General features: G+C 31.6%; 20 protein-coding genes. 11 read left to right on the forward strand and 9 right to left on the reverse strand.

The features are described from left to right. Positions 1 to 4 precede the first annotated feature (4 nt). Positions 5 to 760 (reverse strand): MurR/RpiR family transcriptional regulator, encoded by a 756-nt coding sequence (locus P3X86_RS07245; protein ID WP_483291996.1) that lies wholly within the window; start codon positions 758 to 760, stop codon positions 5 to 7. Positions 761 to 781: 21 nt separating this feature from the next. Next, entirely contained in the window at positions 782 to 2338 is a 1557-nt protein-coding gene (locus P3X86_RS07250) for a PTS transporter subunit EIIC (protein ID WP_483291997.1), read from the reverse strand. A gap of 317 nt (positions 2339 to 2655) precedes the next feature. Between P3X86_RS07250 and prdR the strand changes: the two genes are divergently transcribed. The 10 genes from prdR (at position 2656) to P3X86_RS07300 (ending at position 12735) form a co-directional block, all read left to right on the forward strand. After that, positions 2656 to 4401, forward strand: coding sequence for a sigma-54 dependent transcriptional regulator PrdR (gene prdR / locus P3X86_RS07255; protein ID WP_483291998.1), 1746 nt, complete (start codon positions 2656 to 2658; stop codon positions 4399 to 4401). Positions 4402 to 4601: 200 nt separating this feature from the next. Next, a complete protein-coding gene (gene prdC / locus P3X86_RS07260) occupies positions 4602 to 5906 on the forward strand; it encodes a proline reductase-associated electron transfer protein PrdC (RefSeq protein ID WP_483292538.1) in 1305 nt (434 codons plus the stop codon). Positions 5907 to 5929: 23 nt separating this feature from the next. Continuing rightward, the gene (gene prdA, locus P3X86_RS07265) at positions 5930 to 7801 is read left to right on the forward strand and encodes a D-proline reductase (dithiol) proprotein PrdA (RefSeq protein ID WP_483291999.1); all 1872 of its coding nucleotides are present in this window, start codon (positions 5930 to 5932) and stop codon (positions 7799 to 7801) included. Positions 7802 to 7828: 27 nt separating this feature from the next. After that, the gene (locus P3X86_RS07270; RefSeq protein WP_483292000.1) at positions 7829 to 8092 is read left to right on the forward strand and encodes a CBO2463/CBO2479 domain-containing protein; all 264 of its coding nucleotides are present in this window, start codon (positions 7829 to 7831) and stop codon (positions 8090 to 8092) included. A 26-nt stretch (positions 8093 to 8118) separates the two neighbouring features. Further along, complete coding sequence (prdB, locus tag P3X86_RS07275; protein ID WP_483292001.1) at positions 8119 to 8844, forward strand: D-proline reductase (dithiol) protein PrdB; 726 nt, start codon at positions 8119 to 8121, stop codon at positions 8842 to 8844. Between the two features lie 24 nt (positions 8845 to 8868). Next, positions 8869 to 9624 carry a proline reductase cluster protein PrdD gene (gene prdD / locus P3X86_RS07280; protein WP_483292002.1) on the forward strand — a complete coding sequence of 252 codons (756 nt, stop codon included), beginning with the start codon at positions 8869 to 8871 and terminating at the stop codon, positions 9622 to 9624. Between the two features lie 22 nt (positions 9625 to 9646). Next, positions 9647 to 10117 carry a glycine/sarcosine/betaine reductase component B subunit gene (locus tag P3X86_RS07285; protein WP_483292003.1) on the forward strand — a complete coding sequence of 157 codons (471 nt, stop codon included), beginning with the start codon at positions 9647 to 9649 and terminating at the stop codon, positions 10115 to 10117. Between the two features lie 57 nt (positions 10118 to 10174). Further along, positions 10175 to 11182, forward strand: a complete 1008-nt coding sequence (locus P3X86_RS07290) for a proline racemase (protein WP_483292004.1) — start codon at positions 10175 to 10177, stop codon at positions 11180 to 11182. Between the two features lie 37 nt (positions 11183 to 11219). Continuing rightward, positions 11220 to 12116, forward strand: a complete 897-nt coding sequence (locus P3X86_RS07295; protein WP_483292005.1) for a sulfite exporter TauE/SafE family protein — start codon at positions 11220 to 11222, stop codon at positions 12114 to 12116. A gap of 262 nt (positions 12117 to 12378) precedes the next feature. After that, positions 12379 to 12735, forward strand: a complete 357-nt coding sequence (locus tag P3X86_RS07300; protein WP_483292006.1) for a hypothetical protein — start codon at positions 12379 to 12381, stop codon at positions 12733 to 12735. Positions 12736 to 12964: 229 nt separating this feature from the next. Here P3X86_RS07300 and P3X86_RS07305 read toward each other — a convergent pair whose 3' ends face one another. The 5 genes from P3X86_RS07305 to P3X86_RS07325 all read right to left on the reverse strand — a co-directional run bounded on the left by P3X86_RS07305 (position 12965) and on the right by P3X86_RS07325 (position 17713). Next, positions 12965 to 14017: a MerR family transcriptional regulator gene (locus P3X86_RS07305; RefSeq protein ID WP_483292007.1), complete on the reverse strand. Its 1053-nt coding sequence runs from the start codon at positions 14015 to 14017 to the stop codon at positions 12965 to 12967. 79 nt (positions 14018 to 14096) lie between these two features. Next, entirely contained in the window at positions 14097 to 14567 is a 471-nt protein-coding gene (locus P3X86_RS07310; RefSeq protein WP_483292008.1) for a GNAT family N-acetyltransferase, read from the reverse strand. A gap of 15 nt (positions 14568 to 14582) precedes the next feature. Further along, entirely contained in the window at positions 14583 to 15803 is a 1221-nt protein-coding gene (gene nagZ, locus P3X86_RS07315) for a beta-N-acetylhexosaminidase (protein ID WP_483292009.1), read from the reverse strand. Between the two features lie 41 nt (positions 15804 to 15844). Beyond that, positions 15845 to 16162, reverse strand: a complete 318-nt coding sequence (locus P3X86_RS07320) for a MazG nucleotide pyrophosphohydrolase domain-containing protein (RefSeq protein WP_483292010.1) — start codon at positions 16160 to 16162, stop codon at positions 15845 to 15847. Between the two features lie 306 nt (positions 16163 to 16468). Then, a complete protein-coding gene (locus tag P3X86_RS07325; protein ID WP_483292011.1) occupies positions 16469 to 17713 on the reverse strand; it encodes a MerR family transcriptional regulator in 1245 nt (414 codons plus the stop codon). A 166-nt stretch (positions 17714 to 17879) separates the two neighbouring features. Here P3X86_RS07325 and P3X86_RS07330 point away from each other — a divergent pair, with 166 nt between their 5' ends. Beyond that, entirely contained in the window at positions 17880 to 18710 is an 831-nt protein-coding gene (locus P3X86_RS07330; protein WP_483292012.1) for a hypothetical protein, read from the forward strand. 422 nt (positions 18711 to 19132) lie between these two features. Here P3X86_RS07330 and P3X86_RS07335 read toward each other — a convergent pair whose 3' ends face one another. Both P3X86_RS07335 and P3X86_RS07340 read right to left on the reverse strand, forming a co-directional pair. Continuing rightward, on the reverse strand, positions 19133 to 20308 hold the full coding sequence (locus tag P3X86_RS07335) for a MalY/PatB family protein (protein WP_483292013.1): 1176 nt from the start codon (positions 20306 to 20308) through the stop codon (positions 19133 to 19135). Positions 20309 to 20583: 275 nt separating this feature from the next. Beyond that, complete coding sequence (locus P3X86_RS07340; protein ID WP_483292014.1) at positions 20584 to 21276, reverse strand: L-2-amino-thiazoline-4-carboxylic acid hydrolase; 693 nt, start codon at positions 21274 to 21276, stop codon at positions 20584 to 20586. Between the last annotated feature and the right edge of the window lie 110 nt (positions 21277 to 21386).

The raw sequence follows: 21386 nt of genomic DNA on the forward strand, positions 1-21386 counted from the left end.
AATATTACTCCTTTTCATACATACTTATATACATAATTAATAGTTGAGCCACAGCATGTAATCCTAATCGAGGAATTAAGTCGTTATGTTTTGTCTCAATTTCATCAGCAAAACAAAACATCTTATAATTCGCTATTTTTTGTAAAGAGTTATTAGAAAATGAGGTTAATGCAATCACATCAATTCCTTTAGCTCTTGCAATATTTGCAACATTTTTTATTATTTCTGTTTCACCTGATAATGATATTAGTACTAATGCCTCATTTTCTGTTAACCTTTCACCTATGACATCTATTAAATTTATATCTTCAATAAATATTGATTTTAATTTTAAGATAGATAATCTAGAATTTAGCATAGTACCAACATGCCTAGAAGCACCTCTTGCAACAATATAAATAGTCTTTGCATTGATTATTTTCTCAGCAACAACTTTTATATTTTCTTCACTCTGTAATGCCAGTGTTTTGTTTAATTCATCTTGCAAATTTCGAGTCATATCTTGATAAGATAGTCTTTCGATTTTAGCTTCTTGGCTAGTTACAAATTCTTTAAGATAATATCTAAGTTCTGAAAAACCCTCAAATCCTAGTTTCTTAGAAAAGTTTATAATCGACGTCTTTGAAATAAAAACTTTAGCTGCTAGTTCATTTGCTGTCAAATGAACTACTTTTTTGGGATTATTCATTATATATTCAACTATTCTCTTTTCGTTAATTGTTAATGAATCATAATTTTCTACTAGCCTTTTTAAATTCATATATTATCTCCTTAAAATTATTTATAGTTGATCATCAACTGCATTCTTAACAAATTCTACATGTGGTCCAAAAACAACGTGAATATGCTTCTTTGATGGTAAGAATATTCCTGATGTTCCTGACTCCATTAATTTATCTTTATTTATCTTTCTAACATCATTTAAATCTATTCTCAATCTTGTTATACAGTTATCAACATTAAGTATATTGTCTTTTCCACCCAGCCCTTCTATAACTATCTTAGCAATCTCTGCGTATTTTTTCTCTTTGAGTAGACTGTTATTAGCCATCTCTTCATCTTCTCGACCCGGTGTAGATATGTTAAACTTCTTAATTGCCCAAGTAAATACAAAATAGTAGATTGCAAACATTATTGCCCCAACTATTAGTATGTTGTACCATCTAGTGTTTTCATACATTAAACCAAAAATACCAAAATCAAATATTGTACCTCTTATATATCCTACTGCTGTATGCAATAGATACAATGATACACCTGTGATACCTACCATTACCGCATGGAATCCAAACAATAGTGGAGCTACAAATAAGAAAGAAAACTCCATTGGCTCAGTAACATTTCCTAAAACAGCGGTAAGTACCATTGTTAATATCATACCTTTGACTAATTTCTTATTCTTAGATTTTGCAGTCTTGTACATTGCTAAACCTATAGCTGGTAATATAAACATAGTTGTTACCATTTGTACTTGTGCTTCAAATCTAGTTAACTCAGGCAACATCTCCCACGCCTTTGTTCCTGGCCCTGCTTCAAATAATACATGATTAAGCGTTGGTATTACTCCTACAAAAGTCTTATCTCCTATAATATATGTTCCTCCTGCTGGTGTAAATCTTACCAATGCATTCCAAACATGATGTAATCCAAATGGTATCAATAGTCTATTCATTGTATGGAATAAGAACGTTCCAAAGTGTGAATTTAATAGTATCTTTGAAAGATGCATTAAACCAGACGTTAAAAATTGCCATAAAAACGGAATTATAATACCTGTTACCATTGATAAACCTACTGAAATAGTCGGTACTGATTTCTTACCTCCAAAGAAAGCAAATGCTACGGGTAATTCAAGGTTGTAGAAACGATCAGCTGCTTTAGCTGCTATTAATCCACAGATAATACCCCCAAGAGCATCTAAACGCAATGTTTGTATTCCTAATATCATCGCTTGTCCATGTTGATCCATTACTGAAGGATCCACTATATTTCCTGTGACATTTAACCAAATATTAATTGTAATATTTAGAACTAAGTATGATATAACTGAGGAAAACACTGCTATACCTTTTTCCTTTTTCGCCATTCCATAGGCTACACCCATTGCAAATAATAATGGGATATTTGCGAAAACGATTCCAGCAACTTGTCGTAAACTCTTTAAAAGTGTGTTTATAACAGGATTACCCAAAAACGGTACTTTAGCTATCATATAACTTTGCACAAGAGCTCCACAAAGTCCCAATATCATACCCATAGGCGCCATAACAGCTATAGGTAATAACAACGATCTACCAAAGCGTTGAATTTCATTATTAAATTTTTTCATTTTTCCCATACCGTCACCTCTTATTTAAGTATTATTCCATAATATAATTTAGAACTTTTATGTACTAGCACATTAGTATCATATCACAACAATAATTTTAAACAAGCTTATCACATCATTTAAGACCACAAGCAATCTATTTTGTACTTGGTAATTTATTGTGACCAAAGTAACTATTAATCTTAAGATGATAAAACCCTAAAAATATAAAATACTAATATTTTCATAATTATGAAATTCTACACTTTGATTTTTGTAACATTGTTGTGTTAAACTAGACTCGACGGGGATTGCAATATAATAAATACTCAAAGGGGTGCATAAAGATGCTTTTACATCCAAACAACATATCTGCATACAAGATTATGTCTAAGGATTTTATAAAGATTCATGAAGATACATGGTCAAATGATATAAAAGATATCTTAACTCAAAACATTGATAAAGAAGTTCTTGTACTTGATGATAATAATAACCTCATAGATATACTGACTATGAAGGATTTTAATATCCTTAATAATAAAAATGTTAGCTATAAAAGCATAAAAAAAAGTAGAAAAATCATCAGCGTAACACCTAATCATACATTATTAGAATGTAGAGATATAATGCTAAACGAAAATATTGGACATTTACCTGTATTAGAAAACAATCAAATCGTGGGGGTTATTAGACAAGGACATATAAGAGACTTTTTATATATGGGTATTGAAAGAACCCATGCTATTTTAAAGTATATACTAACCAATATACAGGAAGCAATCTGTGCAATAGACGATAAAGGTGTAGTCATACTTTGGAACAAAAAATCCGAAAAACTGTATGGAATTAGTGCATCTGAAATAATGGGTAAATATCTAAAAGACTATTTTCCAAACGCTATAGATGTTAAGTTACTAGAAACTAAAAAAACTATTCGCAACGTATATCATTCTCCTAGAGAAGACTACCATATAATCATAAGTGCTTCTCCTATAATGGTAAACGGAAAATTTGCTGGTATAGTTAGTACTGATAAAGATATAACTGAAATTAAAAAAATGCAAACTGAGCTTGAGGAAGCTAATGATTTACTAGAATTTTTACAAAGAGAAGTTGATAAGTATTCAAATACTAATTTTGGTGAAGTAATAGGTACAAGTAAATCTATACAAGAAAAAATACAATTATCCAAGCAGGTTGCAAAGACAAATGCTTCTATACTTATAATTGGTGAAAGTGGTACTGGTAAAGAAGTATTTGCTAAAGCTATTCATGATTATAGCGGGGTTAAAGGATATTTTGTTCCTGTTAATTGCGGTGCCATACCAACTGAATTATTTGAAAGTGAATTTTTTGGATATGAAGAAGGTGCCTTTACTGGAGCAAAAAAAAGTGGTAAAAAGGGATTATTTGAGCTAGCTAACAACGGAACTATATTTTTAGATGAAATAGGTGATCTACCACTATTCATGCAAGCTAAACTTCTAAGGGTTTTACAAGAAAAAGAAATTAAAAGAGTTGGCTCAGAAAAAATAACTAAAGTTAACGTCAGAGTTATATCTGCAACAAATAAGAATCTTAAAGAAATGGTTGAAAAAGGTGAGTTCAGAGAAGATTTATATTACAGGATAAACATTATTGAAATGGAACTACCTCCTTTAAGAAATCGTAAAGAAGACATAGTTTTGTTACTCAATCATTTCCTCAAAAAAACAGCTAGTGAAAATAACATTATGTTACCTCATATAGACAATGATGTGATAGATTTACTTGAAAAATACAACTGGGACGGTAACATAAGAGAACTAAAAAACACAGTTGAACATATGGTTGTTCTTTGCAGAGATAACACTCTTACTAAAGAACTATTACCACACTATATCAAAGAACAATTAACAAACAAAAAGAAAATAGATATGCAGTACAATACACTTGATTTAAGAGAAGCTGTTGAAAATCTTGAAATAACACTCATTAAAGAAGCATTAAAAAAATCAGGTGGTAGTAAAACTAAAGCAGCTAAGTTGCTTAATATACCAAGAACTACATTGCACTCAAAAATCATTCAATATAACGGTGTCGATATTTAGACTATGACTAAATATAGTCATATTGTTGATTGTTAAGTTAATAACAAAAAAACAGTAATATTATGCTGTTGTTTGTGACGATATTTAGTCACTATAAATGTTTATATTTTACATGCATAAGCCAAAAACGAGCATTTCACTTCTTCTTAGCTCACCTTTTTATTTTGGCATCTTCCTTGCATAATATATAATTGAAAAATATGCGAGGGGGTGAGATATTGATAATTTCTATACTATTAAAACAACATGTAGGCGTAGCATGTGAGCCTATCGTTATGGAAAAACAAATCGTAAAAAAAGGTGAACTTATAGCTAAACCTACGGGACTAGGAGCTAATATCCATTCAAGCGTATCTGGTATTGTTCAAAAAATCGAAAATGATGTTATAGTTATTGATGCTTTTGATGAGCAACCAGAAGAATATGAAAAAATTAAGGCTTCAGACGATTATTTAGAGTTAATAAAAGAAGCTGGAGTTGTAGGCGCTGGAGGTGCTGGCTTCCCCACTCATACAAAACTAAACACCAATCTTGAAGGTGGTTATGTATTAGCAAATCTAGCAGAGTGTGAACCTCTGTTAAATCATAACACACAGATGTCAACTATTAATCCAGATTATATAGTTAAAGGTGTTAAATATATTATGGAAATTACGAATGCTTCAAAAGGTTACATCGCAATAAAGCCTATTTATAAACTAGCTATAGACGCTTTAATAAAAGCTTGTGAAAAAGAAAGCAATATTGAGGTTAAACTATTACCTAACATGTATCCTGCTGGAGATGAAAGAGTTATCGTTAGAGAGATTCTTGGCATAACTCTAAAACCGGGTCAGCTTCCTCTTGAAGCTAATGCTATCGTGTCTAATGCTGAAACGCTTAAAAACATCGTTTTGGCAATTGAGGAAAGAAAGCCTGTTATAAGCAAAGATATAACTGTCTGTGGAAGAGTCAAAAACGCTAAAGGTGGAAAAACATTCTTTGACGTTCCAATTGGTACACCTGCAGGGTATTTGATAGATAAATGCGGTGGATATATAAAACCATATGGAGAACTAGTAATGGGAGGTCCTTTTACAGGAAATCATTGTACTGAACAGTCCCCTATTTCTAAGACATCTGGAGGAATATTGGTAAGTATGCCACTGCCTAAAGAAGTGCGAAAGATTGGCGTTATCGCTTGTGAATGTGGCGCTAATGAAGATAGATTAGAAGAAATAGCTAAGCAAATGGGTACTGAGGTTGTTGCATCAAAAAAATGCAAAAGAATGATAGAAGTTAACGGAAGATATAGATGTGAAAAACCAGGTGTATGTCCTGGACAAGCTGAGACTGTCTTATATCTTAAGAAACAAGGTGCAGAGGCAATCATTGCTGGTACTTGTGAAGGCTGAACTGACACAGTTATGAAAATAGCTCCTAGGTTAGGAGTTCCAGTTTATCATAGTACAGACCATATTTTAAGAGCAAGTGGTCACAAGCTTTACAGAAGAAAAAAAAGCTAATATTTAATGAAGGAGTGAATTTTATGTCTATCACTAAAGAAACAGCAATGGAGCATTTAAATGACAATGCTGTTACGTGTTGTAGATTTGAAGAAGGAACAGTAATCGATGAGTCTTGTTTAGAGGACCCTAATATCGTTCCTGATTTAGAGGTATCTGGTTTATTAACGATACCAGATAATTGTTTAAAAATTAAAGAGGTTTTAGGCGCTACTCTTACTAGTACTGTTGAAGCATTAACTCCTCTTACTGCTGATGTACTCAGTGGAGTTAAGAAATCTGACTCTGATGATGTAAAGAAGCAAGAGCCATCAAAAGATATCGCTACTGCTACTCCATCTGTGGACGGCACTGTAGCATATTCTAATAACACTGGTAATCAAATGGTTAAAATCCATATTGGAGAAGGTAAAAATATCAACTTAGAAATACCACTTACTATGACAGGTATGAATACTAACACCGCTGTTAATGAATCTCCTGTTAATGTGGTTGAAAAATCAACGCAAGAACCTACTTGTAAAGAAAAAATAGTTAGAAATCTAGTAAGAAAGTATTTCAAAATAGATGAAGTAAAATTTGGAGAAACAACTGAAATAAAAGGAACAACTCTTTACTTAAGAGAAGGCATTTGCGCTGACGCTATAGAGTCTGAAGAATTAGTTATTGATATGAAACTAGATATAATTACTACAGATAAATACGGTGAATATAGTGATACTATAATGGATGTTCAACCAATTGCTACTAAAGAAGAAGGTGAACTTGGTGAAGGAATCACTAGAATAGCAGATGGCGTTATAATGATGGTTACTGGAACAGACGAAGATGGCGTTCAAATAGGTGAATTTGGTTCATCTGAAGGTATCTTAGAAAGAAACATCATGTGGGGTAGACCTGGTTCTCCTGACAGAGGAGAAATATTTATAAAAACTAATGTTACAGTTAAAGCTGGAACAGGAATGGAAAGACCTGGTCCAATGTCAGCTCATAGAGCAACTGATATCATTACACAAGAGATCAGAGAAGCTCTTAAGAAATTAGGTGACGAACTAGTTATTAACACAGAAGAGTTTGTTCAAAAAAGACGTATAGGTAAGAAAAAAGTAGTTGTTATTAAGGAGATAATGGGTCAAGGAGCTATGCATGATAACTACTTAATGCCTGTAGAACCTGTAGGTACTTTAGGTGCTAAAGCTAATGTTGATTTGGGTAATGTTCCTGTAATGGTTTCCCCTCTTCAAATACTTGATGGTTATGTTCATGCATTAACATGTATTGGCCCTGCTTCTAAAGAAACATCTAGACATTACTTTAGAGAGCCATTAGTACTTGAAGCTATGAATGATGAAGAAATAGATTTAGTTGGTGTTATACTAGTAGGTTCACCTCAGGTTAACTCTGAAAAATTCTATGTATCTAAAGTTTTAGGTATGACAGTGGAAGCATTAGACTTAGATGGAGCTATCATAACTACTGAAGGATTTGGTAACAATCACGTTGATTTTGCTAGTCATATTGAACAAATAGGTAAAAGAGGAATCGCTGTCGTAGGTATGACATACTCAGCTATTCAAGGGCAATTAGTTGTTGGTAATAAATACATGGATGCTATGGTTGACCTTAATAAATCAAAACAAGGTATTGAAAACGAAATACTTGAAAATAACTGTATCACATATGAAGATGCTCTTAGAGCAATGTGCATGTTAAAGGTTAAAATGGCTGGTGGAAAACTAAAAGATCCTGAAAGAGCATGGAATCCAAATGTAAAACTAAACAACATTGATGTCATTGAAAAAGCAACTGGAAAGAAAATAGAACTTGCTCCAAATGAAACTACTCTAGAAAAGAGTAAGAAAAGAAGAGAAATCTACGAGGTAGATGAAAACTAATAAGTTATAAAGAGTGGAGGTAAATAGATGGATAAGCTAAAGTATGTTTCCACTGAAAGATATTATGAAGGTATAGTCGTTGAAATCAACGATTGTGCTGTAGGCATAGACTTCAAAGGTAGAATGGGAAAACTATATGTGCCTAAGAGAATGGTTATTAGTGACTATGAACTTAAAATTGGACAAGAAGTAGGTTTTATGATGACATATCCTGAGGTTTTAGGTCCAGATGTAGATGAAGAGTATGCTAATAATGCTATAAAACAACAACAATTAAGAAAAGTTAAGTAATTTTATTAACCAAAAGGAGGAAGATTATGAGTTTAACAGTTATTGAAGGCTTACAATCTGAAATTTATGTTCCAGTTACACCACCTGTAGTCTGGACACCTGTTGAAAAAGAATTAAAAGACATGACCGTAGCTATTGCAACAGCTGCAGGTGTACACTTAAAATCTGATAAGAGATTCAACCTTGCTGGAGATACAAGTTTCAGAGTAATGCCAGGTAGTGCAGTTGGTACAGATTTAATGGTTTCACATGGAGGATACGACAATGGTGATGTAAACAAAGACATCAATTGTATGTTTCCTATCGACAGATTAAAAGAACTTGTAGATGAAGGCTTCGTTAAAGCAGTAGCACCTAGACACGTAGGATTTATGGGTGGTGGTGGAGATGTAAGCATTTTCACTGAAGAAACAGGCCCAGAAATCGCAAAAATATTCAAAGAAGATGGAGTAGATGCTGTTTTGCTAACAGCAGGCTGAGGTACGTGCCACCGCTCTGCCGTGATTGTGCAGAGAGCGATTGAAGCTATTGGTATACCTACTATTATTATAGCGGCTTTACCACCAGTAGTTAGACAAAATGGAGCTCCAAGAGTTACTGCTCCACTAGTTCCAATGGGTGCAAATGCAGGTGAACCTAACAACCCTGAGATGCAAAGAGATCTAGTTAGAGATACATTAGCTCAGCTAGTGAAAATTGAAACACCAGGAAGAATAGTTAGTCTTCCATATGAGTATATAGCAAAAGTATAAATATATTATTAGGAGATATGTTCTATGAGTATTACAAAAAGACGGTTAGTTATTAAAAGTTTTCATATGAACAGAGTTGAGCTTGGGGATAATTTTCGTATCAAAGATAATACACTCACAATAGGTAGTGAATATTTTAAGAATTGTAGCTACAATAAAGATATTATAAAACAAATTGATATTGATATAATAAAACCTAATCAACATGATAAACACGTAAACAATATTCTAGATTTTATCCCTATTTCAGTAAAGTGTCTAGGAAATCTTGGAGAAGGTATAACTCACACGCTTACAGGTGTTTATGTAATGCTAACATGTGCAAGCGAAGCTGGAGAGCAGATGTCTGAATTCGGTAGCTCTGATGGTAATTTAAAAGAGCAAGTATACTTTGGTAGATCAGGGACTCCTTCTGCTAATGATTATATCCTACACTTTGATGTCTTGCTTAAAGGAAATCTTCTAGGCGAAAGAAGATTTCCAATGCAAGCTCATAAATCCTGTGATAATTTTATACAAGAAATTCGCTATAAATTAAAGCAATTAGACAGTAAATATGCTGATGAAGTTCATGAGTATGTGGAAAATAAAGCTTCAACTAATAAAAAAATAGTCATTGTAAAACAAGTTGCTGGACAAGGTGCTATGCACGATAATATTATTTTGCCAAATGAGCCAAGTGGAGTTACTGGCGGCAAATCAATAATTGATATGGGAAATGTACCGATTATCTTATCTCCTAACGAATACAGAGATGGTGCAATAAGAGCAATGACTTAACAGTAAATAGAGGTGTATATATATGGGAATAGGCCCTTCAACAAAAGAAACATCTTTGCATCATTTTAGAGATCCATTGCTAAATATAGTGTCTGCTGACACTGATGTTGATTTGCTAGGAATTATTATTGTTGGGACTCCTCAAGATAACAGCGAAAAGCATTTTGTAGGCAAAAGAGTTGCCCAGTGGACTGAAGCTATGGGTGCAGATGGAGCTATCATATCATGCGATGGCTGGGGTAATTCAGATATTGATTTTGCAAATACAATTATGGAAATAGGAAAAAGAAATATCCCTATAGTAGGGCTAAGTTTTATCGGTGTACAAGGCAAATTCGTCGTAACTAATAGATATATGGACACTATAGTTGATTTTAACAAATCTGATAATGGAATTGAGACAGAAGTAGTTGGAGAAAACAATATTAATGAACTAGATGCAAAAAAAGCTTTAGCCTTACTCAAGCTAAAAATGAGGCAAAAAATCAAATGATCGAGTATACAAAATTCAAGATTCTATATTCATAACAACAGATAGGAGTGACTTTTTATGAAGGCAATAAGAAGTATCTATGCCATAGATTCTCATACTATGGGAGAACCCACTAGAATCATAACTGGGGGTATACCTAAGATACCGGGAAAAACAATGGCAGACAAAAAAACTTATTTAGAAAACGAATTAGACCACTTAAGAACAGCTATAATGCATGAGCCAAGAGGACATAATGATATGTTTGGTTCTATTATAACAACTCCAACAGTAGAAGATGCAGATTTCGGGATTATTTTCATGGATGGTGGCGGATATTTAAATATGTGCGGTCATGGCTCAATAGGTGCTATAACAGCTGCTATCGAGACAGGTATGGTAGAAGCACAAGAACCTTTTACTAATGTTAAAATGGATACTCCTGCTGGTATTGTAACTGCTCAAGCTAAAGTAGAAGATAGCAAAGTTAAGGAAGTTTCCATAGTCAATGTCCCCGCATTCTTATACAAGAAAGATGTTAAGGTTGAAATGCCTGAAATCGGAGAGGTTACGTTTGATATCTCATTCGGTGGTAGCTTTTTTGCTATCGTTCATGCTAAACAGCTAGGACTAAAAATAATACCTGAAAACACAAGTAAACTAAAAGAAATAGCACTAGAATTACGTAATATTATTAATAAAAATATTGAAATTAAACATCCCACATTGAATCATATAAAAACAGTAGACCTAATTGAAATATATGACGAATCAACAAATCCAGAGGCTACTTACAAAAACGTAGTAATATTTGGACAAGGACAAGTAGACAGATCTCCATGTGGAACTGGAACTAGCGCAAAGCTAGCAACACTTTACTCAAAAGGTAAATTAAAAGAAGGTGAAGATTTTATCTATGAAAGTATTCTAGGTACTCTATTTAAAGGTAAAATTGTTGGTACTGGAAAGCTCAAAGATTATACCACAATTACACCTAAAATAACAGGTGCTTCGTATATCACAGGTTTCAATCACTTTGTAATTGACCCTGACGATCCTGTTAAATATGGTTTTGTTTTAAAGTAATAGGTTAAAAAAATAACGAATATTTGGGAGGTTTTACATGATCACTTATATATTAGGCGCTTTAGGTGCTTTAACTGCATGGTTCTCTGTTGTTTTTGGAAAAGATTTTATGAAAAATAAAAATAATTTAAACCCAAAAAACTCTTGGGTCAAAGTCACGATTATAGGCTTTATTACTGATTTCTTTGACACTTTAGGTATTGGTTGCTTTGCTCCAACTACTGCTCTATTTAAAGGGATGAAACAAGTAGACGATAGAGTTTTGCCAGGTACGTTAAATGTTGCACACACTATACCTGTAGTACTTGAGGCATTTATATTTATAAAAGTTATTGAAGTAGATTCATTAACTCTAATTTCAATGTTAGCAGCAGCTGCATTTGGTGCTTATGCCGGTGCTGGAATAGTATCTAAAATGGACGAAAAGAAAGTTCAGTTATTTATGGCAGTAGCCTTACTTATAACTGTTTGCTTGATGGTAGCTGGTCAATTAGGCTTAATGCCTGGCGGTGGTGATGCTATAGGTTTATCTGGAGGTAAATTAGTAATCGCTGTTGTAGGTAACTTTATTTTAGGTGCTTTAATGACAGCTGGTATAGGTCTTTACGCTCCATGTATGGCACTTATATATGTTTTAGGTTTATCTTCAAAAATAGCATTCCCGATAATGATGGGATCTTGCGCATTCTTGATGCCAGTAGCTTCTGTAAAGTTCGTTAAAGAAGGTGCATACGATAAAAGAGCTGCATTAGGAGTTACTATAGGTGGAATAGTTGGTGTTATAATTGCAGCTTATATTGTTAAAGAATTACCACTTAATGTTCTTAAATGGTTAGTAGACGCTGTTATACTATATACTTCATTCACTCTATTCAAATCATCATTATCTAAAAAAGCACAACAAAAAAATGCCTCAGAATCAAAGGCATCGTAAAATTAATTTAAAACTGTATGTAAAAGTTAAGTATTGTTATGATTTCATTATTCGCTTTAAACATATCCCCAACATGAACTTCTTTTACATACAGACATATAGATGACTATATCATCAAACCAAAAAGGACTGACCATTTTCATGATTAGTCCTTTTTTTAGTAAATGGAAATTCTCTTTATTTTTTCTATATATTTACTTTTTTAAGATTATATGTTATATTATGGGTAGATTGTTAAACTAAATTTTAAGGAGGTGAAACAATGAGATTAAATAAAAAGATGATCATATTCGTAGTATTAATTGTTCTTTGTCTATCTAGTATATGTATAGCAAGTACACTGCCAATGAACAAAGAAACATCTAAAGTGTCTGTCCGTACAAATATTCCAACATGCAAATATTGCAAACGCCCTATGACCTTAGCGGACACAGTTGAACACAAGCCAGAACTTGTAGGTCAATGCAAATGTCCTGAACATACTGATTGTACTATTTATCAATATGAACAGCCTATCACCAAGTGGTATATCTGTAGTGAATATGGTTGCCATAATCTTGGTTATTATGTAAATATTAAAACTTTACGAGTTTATAATGTTCACACCCGCAATCACTAATATCTAAATCTAGTAATAAATATTATAGGACTGAAAAGCTATAATATTTATCGACATACTTATTTTATGTTTGTCTAGCATATGTATATCTAATAACTCTGATAATCTTTAACGACTCTAGTTTAGTAACATCTCGCATGTATTTTGACAAATACATAAAATAACCTCAGACAAACTAATAACCCATAGACTAATTTATTCAAGTTGTCCATGGGTTATTTTAACCATACTATTCAATAACTACAACAAAATTGACTCTATCTATTTTGCATGACGCAAGTTTTTTTGAATATTTTCTTAATTCATTTTCTAATTCTTCAATATTAGAATAGTACTCATCTTCCATAGCTTCTATTTGCTCTTTTGTAGAGGTATTTTGTAGCTTTATTTTTTCTGATTCATTTTCATACATTAAATCACCGATTACAATTTTTCCTTTTTCCTTGAGAACTCTTAACATCTCTTTTATGGCTAATCTTTTTTCGTTCTCATTTAAGTGATGGAATGCATAAGTTGAGACTATGATGTCAAATTGACTATTATCAAAAGGTATTTTTAAGAATTCGCCTAATCTTACTTTTAGATTGGGATGCTTTTGCTTTGCAACATTCAGCATCTCTCTAGATTGGTCAAGCCCTACTATATTATAGCCACTATCTAGGTATTTCTTTGTAAGATTACCAGTGCCAATTCCTATATCTAAAACTCTTTTTTGCTCTGGTTTATCACTTATGTTTTCTATTGATTTTTCATATACAGTTTGTAACACTTTGTAGTAATTTTTAAATATACCTGTAATGTCATCACTCTCAACTGATGAATCATATCTTTTTGCCCAACTATCAAAATCCCATTTATCTTTCCAATTATCACTTATATCTTTTACTTCATTCATTTTATTTATAGTTTCTATTAATTTTTCTATATATTCATCACCTTTATTATCATAAATGATATCCATTACTCCCTCAACGGAATCTCTTAATAATCTGAGCCTATGCACTTCGTTATTTATTATATTCCATTGATTGTAAAAATGGTTTATTACATCATCTTTATAATCTTTATTTAACAGTTTTTTTATATCATTAATAGAAAAACCAATCTGTCTATAAATAAGTATTAGTTGGATTTTAAGTAAATCATCATTTGTATAATACCTGTAATTATTTTCATCATCTCTCGAAGATGTTATTACCCCTTTCTTTTCATAAAATCTCAATTTATTAGTAGTAATATTAAACATTTTCGCTATTTCACTTATTAAATATCTCTTATCCATTTACATTCCCCTCCAACAATATTTACAATTATATGATAATCCTTAGTCTAAGGCGAATGTCAAGTTTTATTATTTTTCCTTATAACTTTTCTAAAATAATAACCTTAGGATAAAATCCAAATTTCTGGTACAGCCTCATCACATCTTCGTTTCCTACAGCTACTCCAACAGAAATTTTCTTTGGGTTTCTATATTCAAGCCACGATATAGCATCATCCATTAGTTTATTTCCAATTTTTCTATTTCTATATTTTTCAATAATATAAAATGATTCTATTTCCGCAATTTTATTTTTTGTTATAGATGCTACTATATAGCCAATATTATTTGATGCTTCATCTTTTACAAGTATTACTAACACCTCTTTATTATCATCCTCAAATGATTTAAGTCTATCTTCAAATTTAATATTAACAAACGACTTTCTGAAATATTGTGATTTTTCCATATGATACTTCGCTGTTTCCTCCCATAATTCTTTTATGTGAGGTAGCAGTTCTTTGCTTCCACTCTCATATAATATGTTGTGTTTTGAAATATCTTTATCCAAAATAGCCCCTCCCCTTTATTTAGATATTTCATGTAAAACCTTCTGCAACTTTGCGTTTATTTCATCTATATGCACATCTTTTATTGTTTTATCACTTAGTTTATACTTATCTTTTAATCTCAGTATCCTCATGACACTTTCATCTATCTGCTTCATGGAAATAACTTTATCCTTTACAGCCTGTTTTAACGCTTTGATTGCTCTCACTTGGTTATCATATTTATGACATACAAGTACCATGTCACTACCTGATTTTATAGATCGTACAACCGCTTTTTCTATACCATAGTTTTTCGTTATCGCTCCCATCTCCATATCGTCAGACATAACAACTCCATCAAACTTCATATCATTTCTTAAAATGTTTTTTATAATTTTATCTGACATAGATGCTGGATATTGCTTATCAATCTTAGGGAACAATATATGTGTAACCATTACAGCGTCTACATCTTCATTTATTGCCTTTTGAAAAGGAACTAATTCATATCTTTTTAATCTATCTATATCATTTTCTACTACTGGCAAACCCAAATGTGAGTCTACTGATGTATCTCCGTGACCTGGAAAATGCTTTACAACAGATATTATGTTTTGCATCTGTAAGCCATTCATTGTTGTGATTCCTAACCTACTAACAACCTCTTTGTTATTACCAAAAGATCTATCCCCTATTACAGGATTTTTAGGATTACTATTGATATCTAGTACAGGTGCAAAATCCATATTAAAACCTAACGACTTAAGTTCAAATCCTATTGCATTCCCTATCTCCAAAGACAACTTAGGATTATCTTTAGCTCCAATCACCTTATTGGTAGGTAGCTTTAACAGTTCCTTGGGCATCCTTGAAACTCGTCCACCCTCTTCATCAACAGAAATGAAAAGTGGAGTCTTATTGTTCTTGTTATTAATGCTTTTTATATCATTCACTAATGAAAGTGTTTGCTGTGGATTTACAATATTGTTTTTGAATAATATCACACCACCTACATGATAATCTGCAACCATACTCTTAATATCTTCATTAGCTGTGTTACCTTCAAATCCTACTGTAATCAACTGTCCAATTTTCTCATCTAGAGACATACTTTCTAATTTTTCTCTGATTTTATCTTTAACCTCAATCTTTGGGACCTTATCATGACTCGCAAATTCTACATCTTCTTGGCTAATATTACTTTTTAATACTACTAGTGATAAAACTACGAATATTGCTAAAATTATTTTTTTCATAGATATACTCCCTTTCTAGCTCACATTTAATGTCATATTATCTACTTACCCGAACCAACACTTCCTATGCTTTCAAATCTCTTTTCATATTTATCTATTACTTTAGTTAAGCAATCTTCTAAATCTACATCCGTTTCATTGGCTAAACATAAAAGTGAAAAAAATACATCTCCTATTTCACTTTTATAATCATCTGTTATAGTAAATTTTTTCTCTCCATAATTAGTGCTTTTTAAAATTTCCTTTGATAATTCACCTATTTCGGATATAAGGTCAAGTATTCTTATATTTGCATTAGACTTGATTCCTTTTTCGTCAGTGAATTTATTGATTTTAGTCTGGATTTCGTTTAAATTCATGACATTCCCCCTTTTGTGTTAGTTCTTACTTTCTATTATAAATCATTAAATAGAACATTCAATCCCCTTTTTATGTCTTTATATCTAAGATTTGATATACATATTCTCAGAGTAGAATCCGCCTTGTTCCTATCAATATAGAAATTCTTCGGTGACGTTACATATACGTTTTGGATATTTTCTGGGCTGTGTATCTCAATTTAATATAATCAGCTTTTTTCCTTGTTTAACTATGGAGGAAAAATTAATTATTCAGATGTGTTTTGAACTTGAAAAACAACTAGAATTAGTTGAGGAGGAAAGCGTCTATTGAGACACTTCCTTCTTATTTAAATCTAATTTACTTAATAGTAGCAAACTAACTTTTAAACTATCTTCTCCATCATACATTGAATTTAAATTTTCCAAATCATTTATATCTCCAATATACTCATTGTGCTTAATCTCAAATCTATAGTCTTCTAAATGTTTGTTACATGAGTTATCTGTAATATATTTTTTTAACTCTGGTATTTTTTTAAACGTATTAGCCGATAAAGGTAATGTAAGTCGAAATTTTAAGACATTGGTTTTAGTTGTTAGTATTTGATTTAATAATTGTATACTATATCCACTTTGAAATCCTATTAAGTATTCAACCATATTACTTGAGTTGTCTACTATGCATGGAATGCTATCAGTTAGTGGCAAAACATCTTTAGTTAATATAAACATAAAATTACCTTTTATCCCTAATATCTCAAGTCTATTCTTAAATTTACTGATAGTTTCAAAGTCAAATGAGACAAAGACATATTTACCGTTTTGCTCAAACAGTTCATGCAGTTTCATCATCAGTATATCTGTATCTGAATAATAAAATATTATACCATCTTCATGATTTACTAAGTTTAAATGCTTTTTTAAACTTTTACCCATTTTATTGTTTATTAAGATATGGTTCATTGTAATTTTTGAGTAAGGATCATCTAGTAAAAACTTATTATCTTTTTTATCAAATGCTTCGTGTTCTAAATTATCATCACAAATCAATATACCATTTTTTATGTTAAATTTACATCCACAACTGCACTCAATTATCCCAGAATGTACAGCATGACTCTCTATAGTTGCATCTGTTATTACAAAATTTTCTTTACAGTATGGGCAGCATAAATAATCTAGCATAGCTATTGAAATCCCGATTGGTTTGCTATCATTCTTTTTTTCTAGCATTTTGATATATTTATTTATCATGTTGATTCTTTGTTGTATTTTTTCCATTTCTTGTTTGTGTTCAAATATCTTTTTCTTTGCTATTTCGTTAATTACTTTTTTGTCTTTATCATCAAATACAACCATTAATCGTTCGTATGCTTTTATTGATTGAATCTTTTCGATACTAAATCCCATTTCCTTTAATTCTAGTATATCTTGCATGTCTTTAATGCAGTCTTTGCCAAAATCACAATAGTTTTTCACTCTCTCTGGTATGATTAAATTTATATCTCTATAATATCTTACTGTTGATTTTCTTATATTGAATAGGTCTGCGAATTCTTGTATCTTCATTTTTACCTCCACTTTAATATCGTGCAGTTAACTACATGATAAACTAGAAACACCACCTAAACTAGCAATTGACATGCAGTGTAGGTCGTTATTTATAATATCAATAATATTTGTTTTATTATATCAGATATACTCCATTAAAAAAACTAAGAAATGAGGCGATAGTATGAAAACACTTGATGATAAAAATTCTTTAGAGTGTATCGGTAGCGGAAAACTTAGAGTGAAATACAGTAAGGGTTACCTAGAAAAAGCAACAGCTCAATACAATCTGCTTAAGCAAATGAAAGAGTTTTACAACGAAAAGAAAGGTTTTAATCTAACAGTAGAAGTTAACCTTCTTGATAGAGAGGCATGGGAAAAAAAATACGATTTACCATATGGGCTTCCATTTGTTATGTTGGAAGAGATCTCTGTTATAGTTCTCCCTGCAACAGAAGACGGTATAGTAGTAGAAAGCATGTTAGTATTTAAGGACATCGTTCCTCAAAATATTAAGGACATTCTAAGTGAGATTAATTATTCGTATGAAGATGCTGTTAAACAATTCCCTGATCTTATAGGATTACACGAAATTGGTCACACTCTTACTATTGAAAACGGAAATGATAATTTAAACAACTGGTTCAATGAATTTATGGCTACATACTTTGCATATGCTTTCATGCGTAATAAAGCACCAGAGTTAGCTAAACTATGGGAAGCAAATGCTTATATAACATATCTAGACGGTAGCAAGCCTGAATATACTAGTATGGATGCACTAGATGAAGTATATTGTGATATGCCTGTTCCAAACTATGATTGGTATCAAAAGCAATTTACACTATTAGCTGAAAAGGTGTACGATGCTATGGGGCTTGATTTTATTGATAGTGTTAGAGATGCGTTTGGTAACGATGAGGTAAAAGGCGATGAAACCTTTGATAGGCTAAGAACTATATCTCCTATTTTTGATGAATGGATTGCTGAGATAAACGCAGAATACAATAGTTAAACAATAATACGGTTAAAGACCATTAATTTGAGTAGATTAATAGTCTTATTTGGTAATGGCTCATAAAGTGGTTTTTGATATCTCTTTTTAGAGTCATGCTTTGTACGATAAAAAAACTTGTTGTTCTTGGTTACTCTTTATATATTGGTGAAGCATATCCTAATTTCTTACGGACTCCGTATAGTACATGTTCCTTTTATTGCTTAAAAGCGTTGTAGGAACACGCACTCTAAAGTCGCTTCTCCAGAAAAACGGATATGCTTCTTTGTTACTTTGATGGTTTTTTAGTAATTATTTTAGATTATCTTTGAGGGTCATATAGTTGCTCGTTAATTATTGGTTTAACAACAAAAACTTGACCAATAAACCCCTCTCGTCTGAGCCAATAAATTTCGATTTTTTATAGTTACCTAAATCACTTACTACCCTATTGCTTTTTGTATTCTAGTCATAGCGCTTTCTAGAATTTCTCTTGGACATGCAAAGTTGATTCTTGCAAACCCTTCTCCACCTTCTCCAAACCAATGTCCACTATCTAATGCAACTTTGGCTTTGTTAATGAGTATATTATCTAATTTATTTATATCTTCTGTTATATTTCTAAAATCTAACCAACCAAGATAAGTTCCTTCTGGCTTTATAAACGTCACATTTGGTATATTTGCTTTTATAAATTCATCAATAAATTCTACATTGCTTTCTAAATACTCGAGTACATTTTCTAACCATTCTTCTCCATGATTATAAGCTGCTATTAATGCTTCTATTCCAAAAATATTTGCAAACTCTATAGAATTACGTCTTAACTGTTGCGTATAATTTTTTCGTAATCTTTCATTTGGAATTATTATGTTTGATGTTTTTAGCCCTGCTATATTGAATGTCTTACTAGGAGCTGTACAAGTGATGCTGTTTTGAGCAAATTTGTCTGAAATGCTGGCAAAAGGTATGTGTTTGTGCCCTTTGAATGTCAAATCTCTGTGAATTTCATCTGATACTATGATAACATTGTTTTCTATACATATGTTTCCTAGCTTTATAAGTTCATCTCTCGACCAAATTCTTCCCACTGGATTATGAGGATTGCATAGTATTATCATCTTAACATATGGATCTTTAACTTTTTTATTTAAACCTTCAAAATCCATAATATATTTATTATCTTTTTTTATTAATTGATTATGGACTATTTGGCATCCATTATTTAATATTGCTTCTCCAAAAGGATAGTAAACAGGATTTTGGATTATTACTTTGTCTCCAGGTTTACAAAACACTTGTACACACTGATTTACTGCCGTTACAATACCAAGAGTATACACTAACCAATCTTCTTTTACATCCCAATTATGTCTTCTTTTATTCCACCTTATAACTGCATTATTATAGTTATGCTCTCTAAACACATAACCAAAAATCCCATGCTTAGCTCTATCAATAATAGCATCAATTACAGGTTGTGGACACTTAAAATCCATATCTGCAACCCATAGTGGTAACACATCACTTCTACCAAATACATCCTCTAAGAATATAGGATCCCATTTTAATGAATATGTATTATTCCTTTGTACTACTGCATTAAAATCGTACTTCATATATATTTCCTCCTCTTAGCCAATATGAACTTTATAGATATTATAGGTACTGCAATATTTTTTACTGATAAATTATCTATAGTCACAGTTATTTTGATCTTAAAATTGATAATAGCAATCTTTTAATAATTTTTTCTACCAATTAATGAATCAATCCTTAATACATCTAGTATAAATTATCAACCACCATTTCAAATGGTGGTTGATGATAGGTCTATTTAAGTTATAGTTTGATAGTATTACGTCTATTTCACTCATTTGAATTAATCTATATATTATTTCTTACGCCTAAAACAAAAATCACATACTTTATCCCCACGAGCAATCGTACCAGTCCTAATAAACTCTAGACCTAATTGTTCACAATAACGTGGATAAAATACATCATCGCTGTAACAACTTACAATACATGTTTCTCCAAGACCTATATAATCTGGAATAGAATGAAATGCACAAGAAGTAACATCAAATCGTAAAACATCATCTGTATCTTCTATTACTTCAAATTCATGTATTCCTACTTTTACATTCGCTTCTAAACCAGTTATCATATACTGTTTGTATACCTCAAATGGATCTCCACAGCTTTTTAGTTCCTCTAATGTAGGATGAAATCTAGACATTAAATCATACGTTGTTTTCTCTGCCAAATTACAGTTAAACTTGAGTGCTTCATCTTTTCCTATTATTTTGCTCAAAGCTCCAAAAGCACTAGCTCTATTTAATAAGTTTTTTACAAACTTCTCGCTTTGAACATTTAATTTTCTTGCAACATCGTGCTCTATATTTGCTATCTTTTTATCATATGTTCTCTTAGCTAATATAAACCTTATCATCTTTATAAATCCTAGATTTTTCTTCATTTCACTTTTAAAAACCTTTTGAACATACTCTCTCGCATCATTTGGCATGTCTTCAATTACCTTATCTAGCGATTTACCGTAATTGTACAAACTATTTGCTTTCATATATAACTCCCCTTTTTTATAAATTAATTACATATGACTAATTACTAGTAATTGTTATAAATTCCTATTTTTCTATATTGTATAACAAAAACATAAATTTGTAAACAATA

It is taken from the genome of Abyssisolibacter sp. ZYX002, from assembly GCF_056892235.1.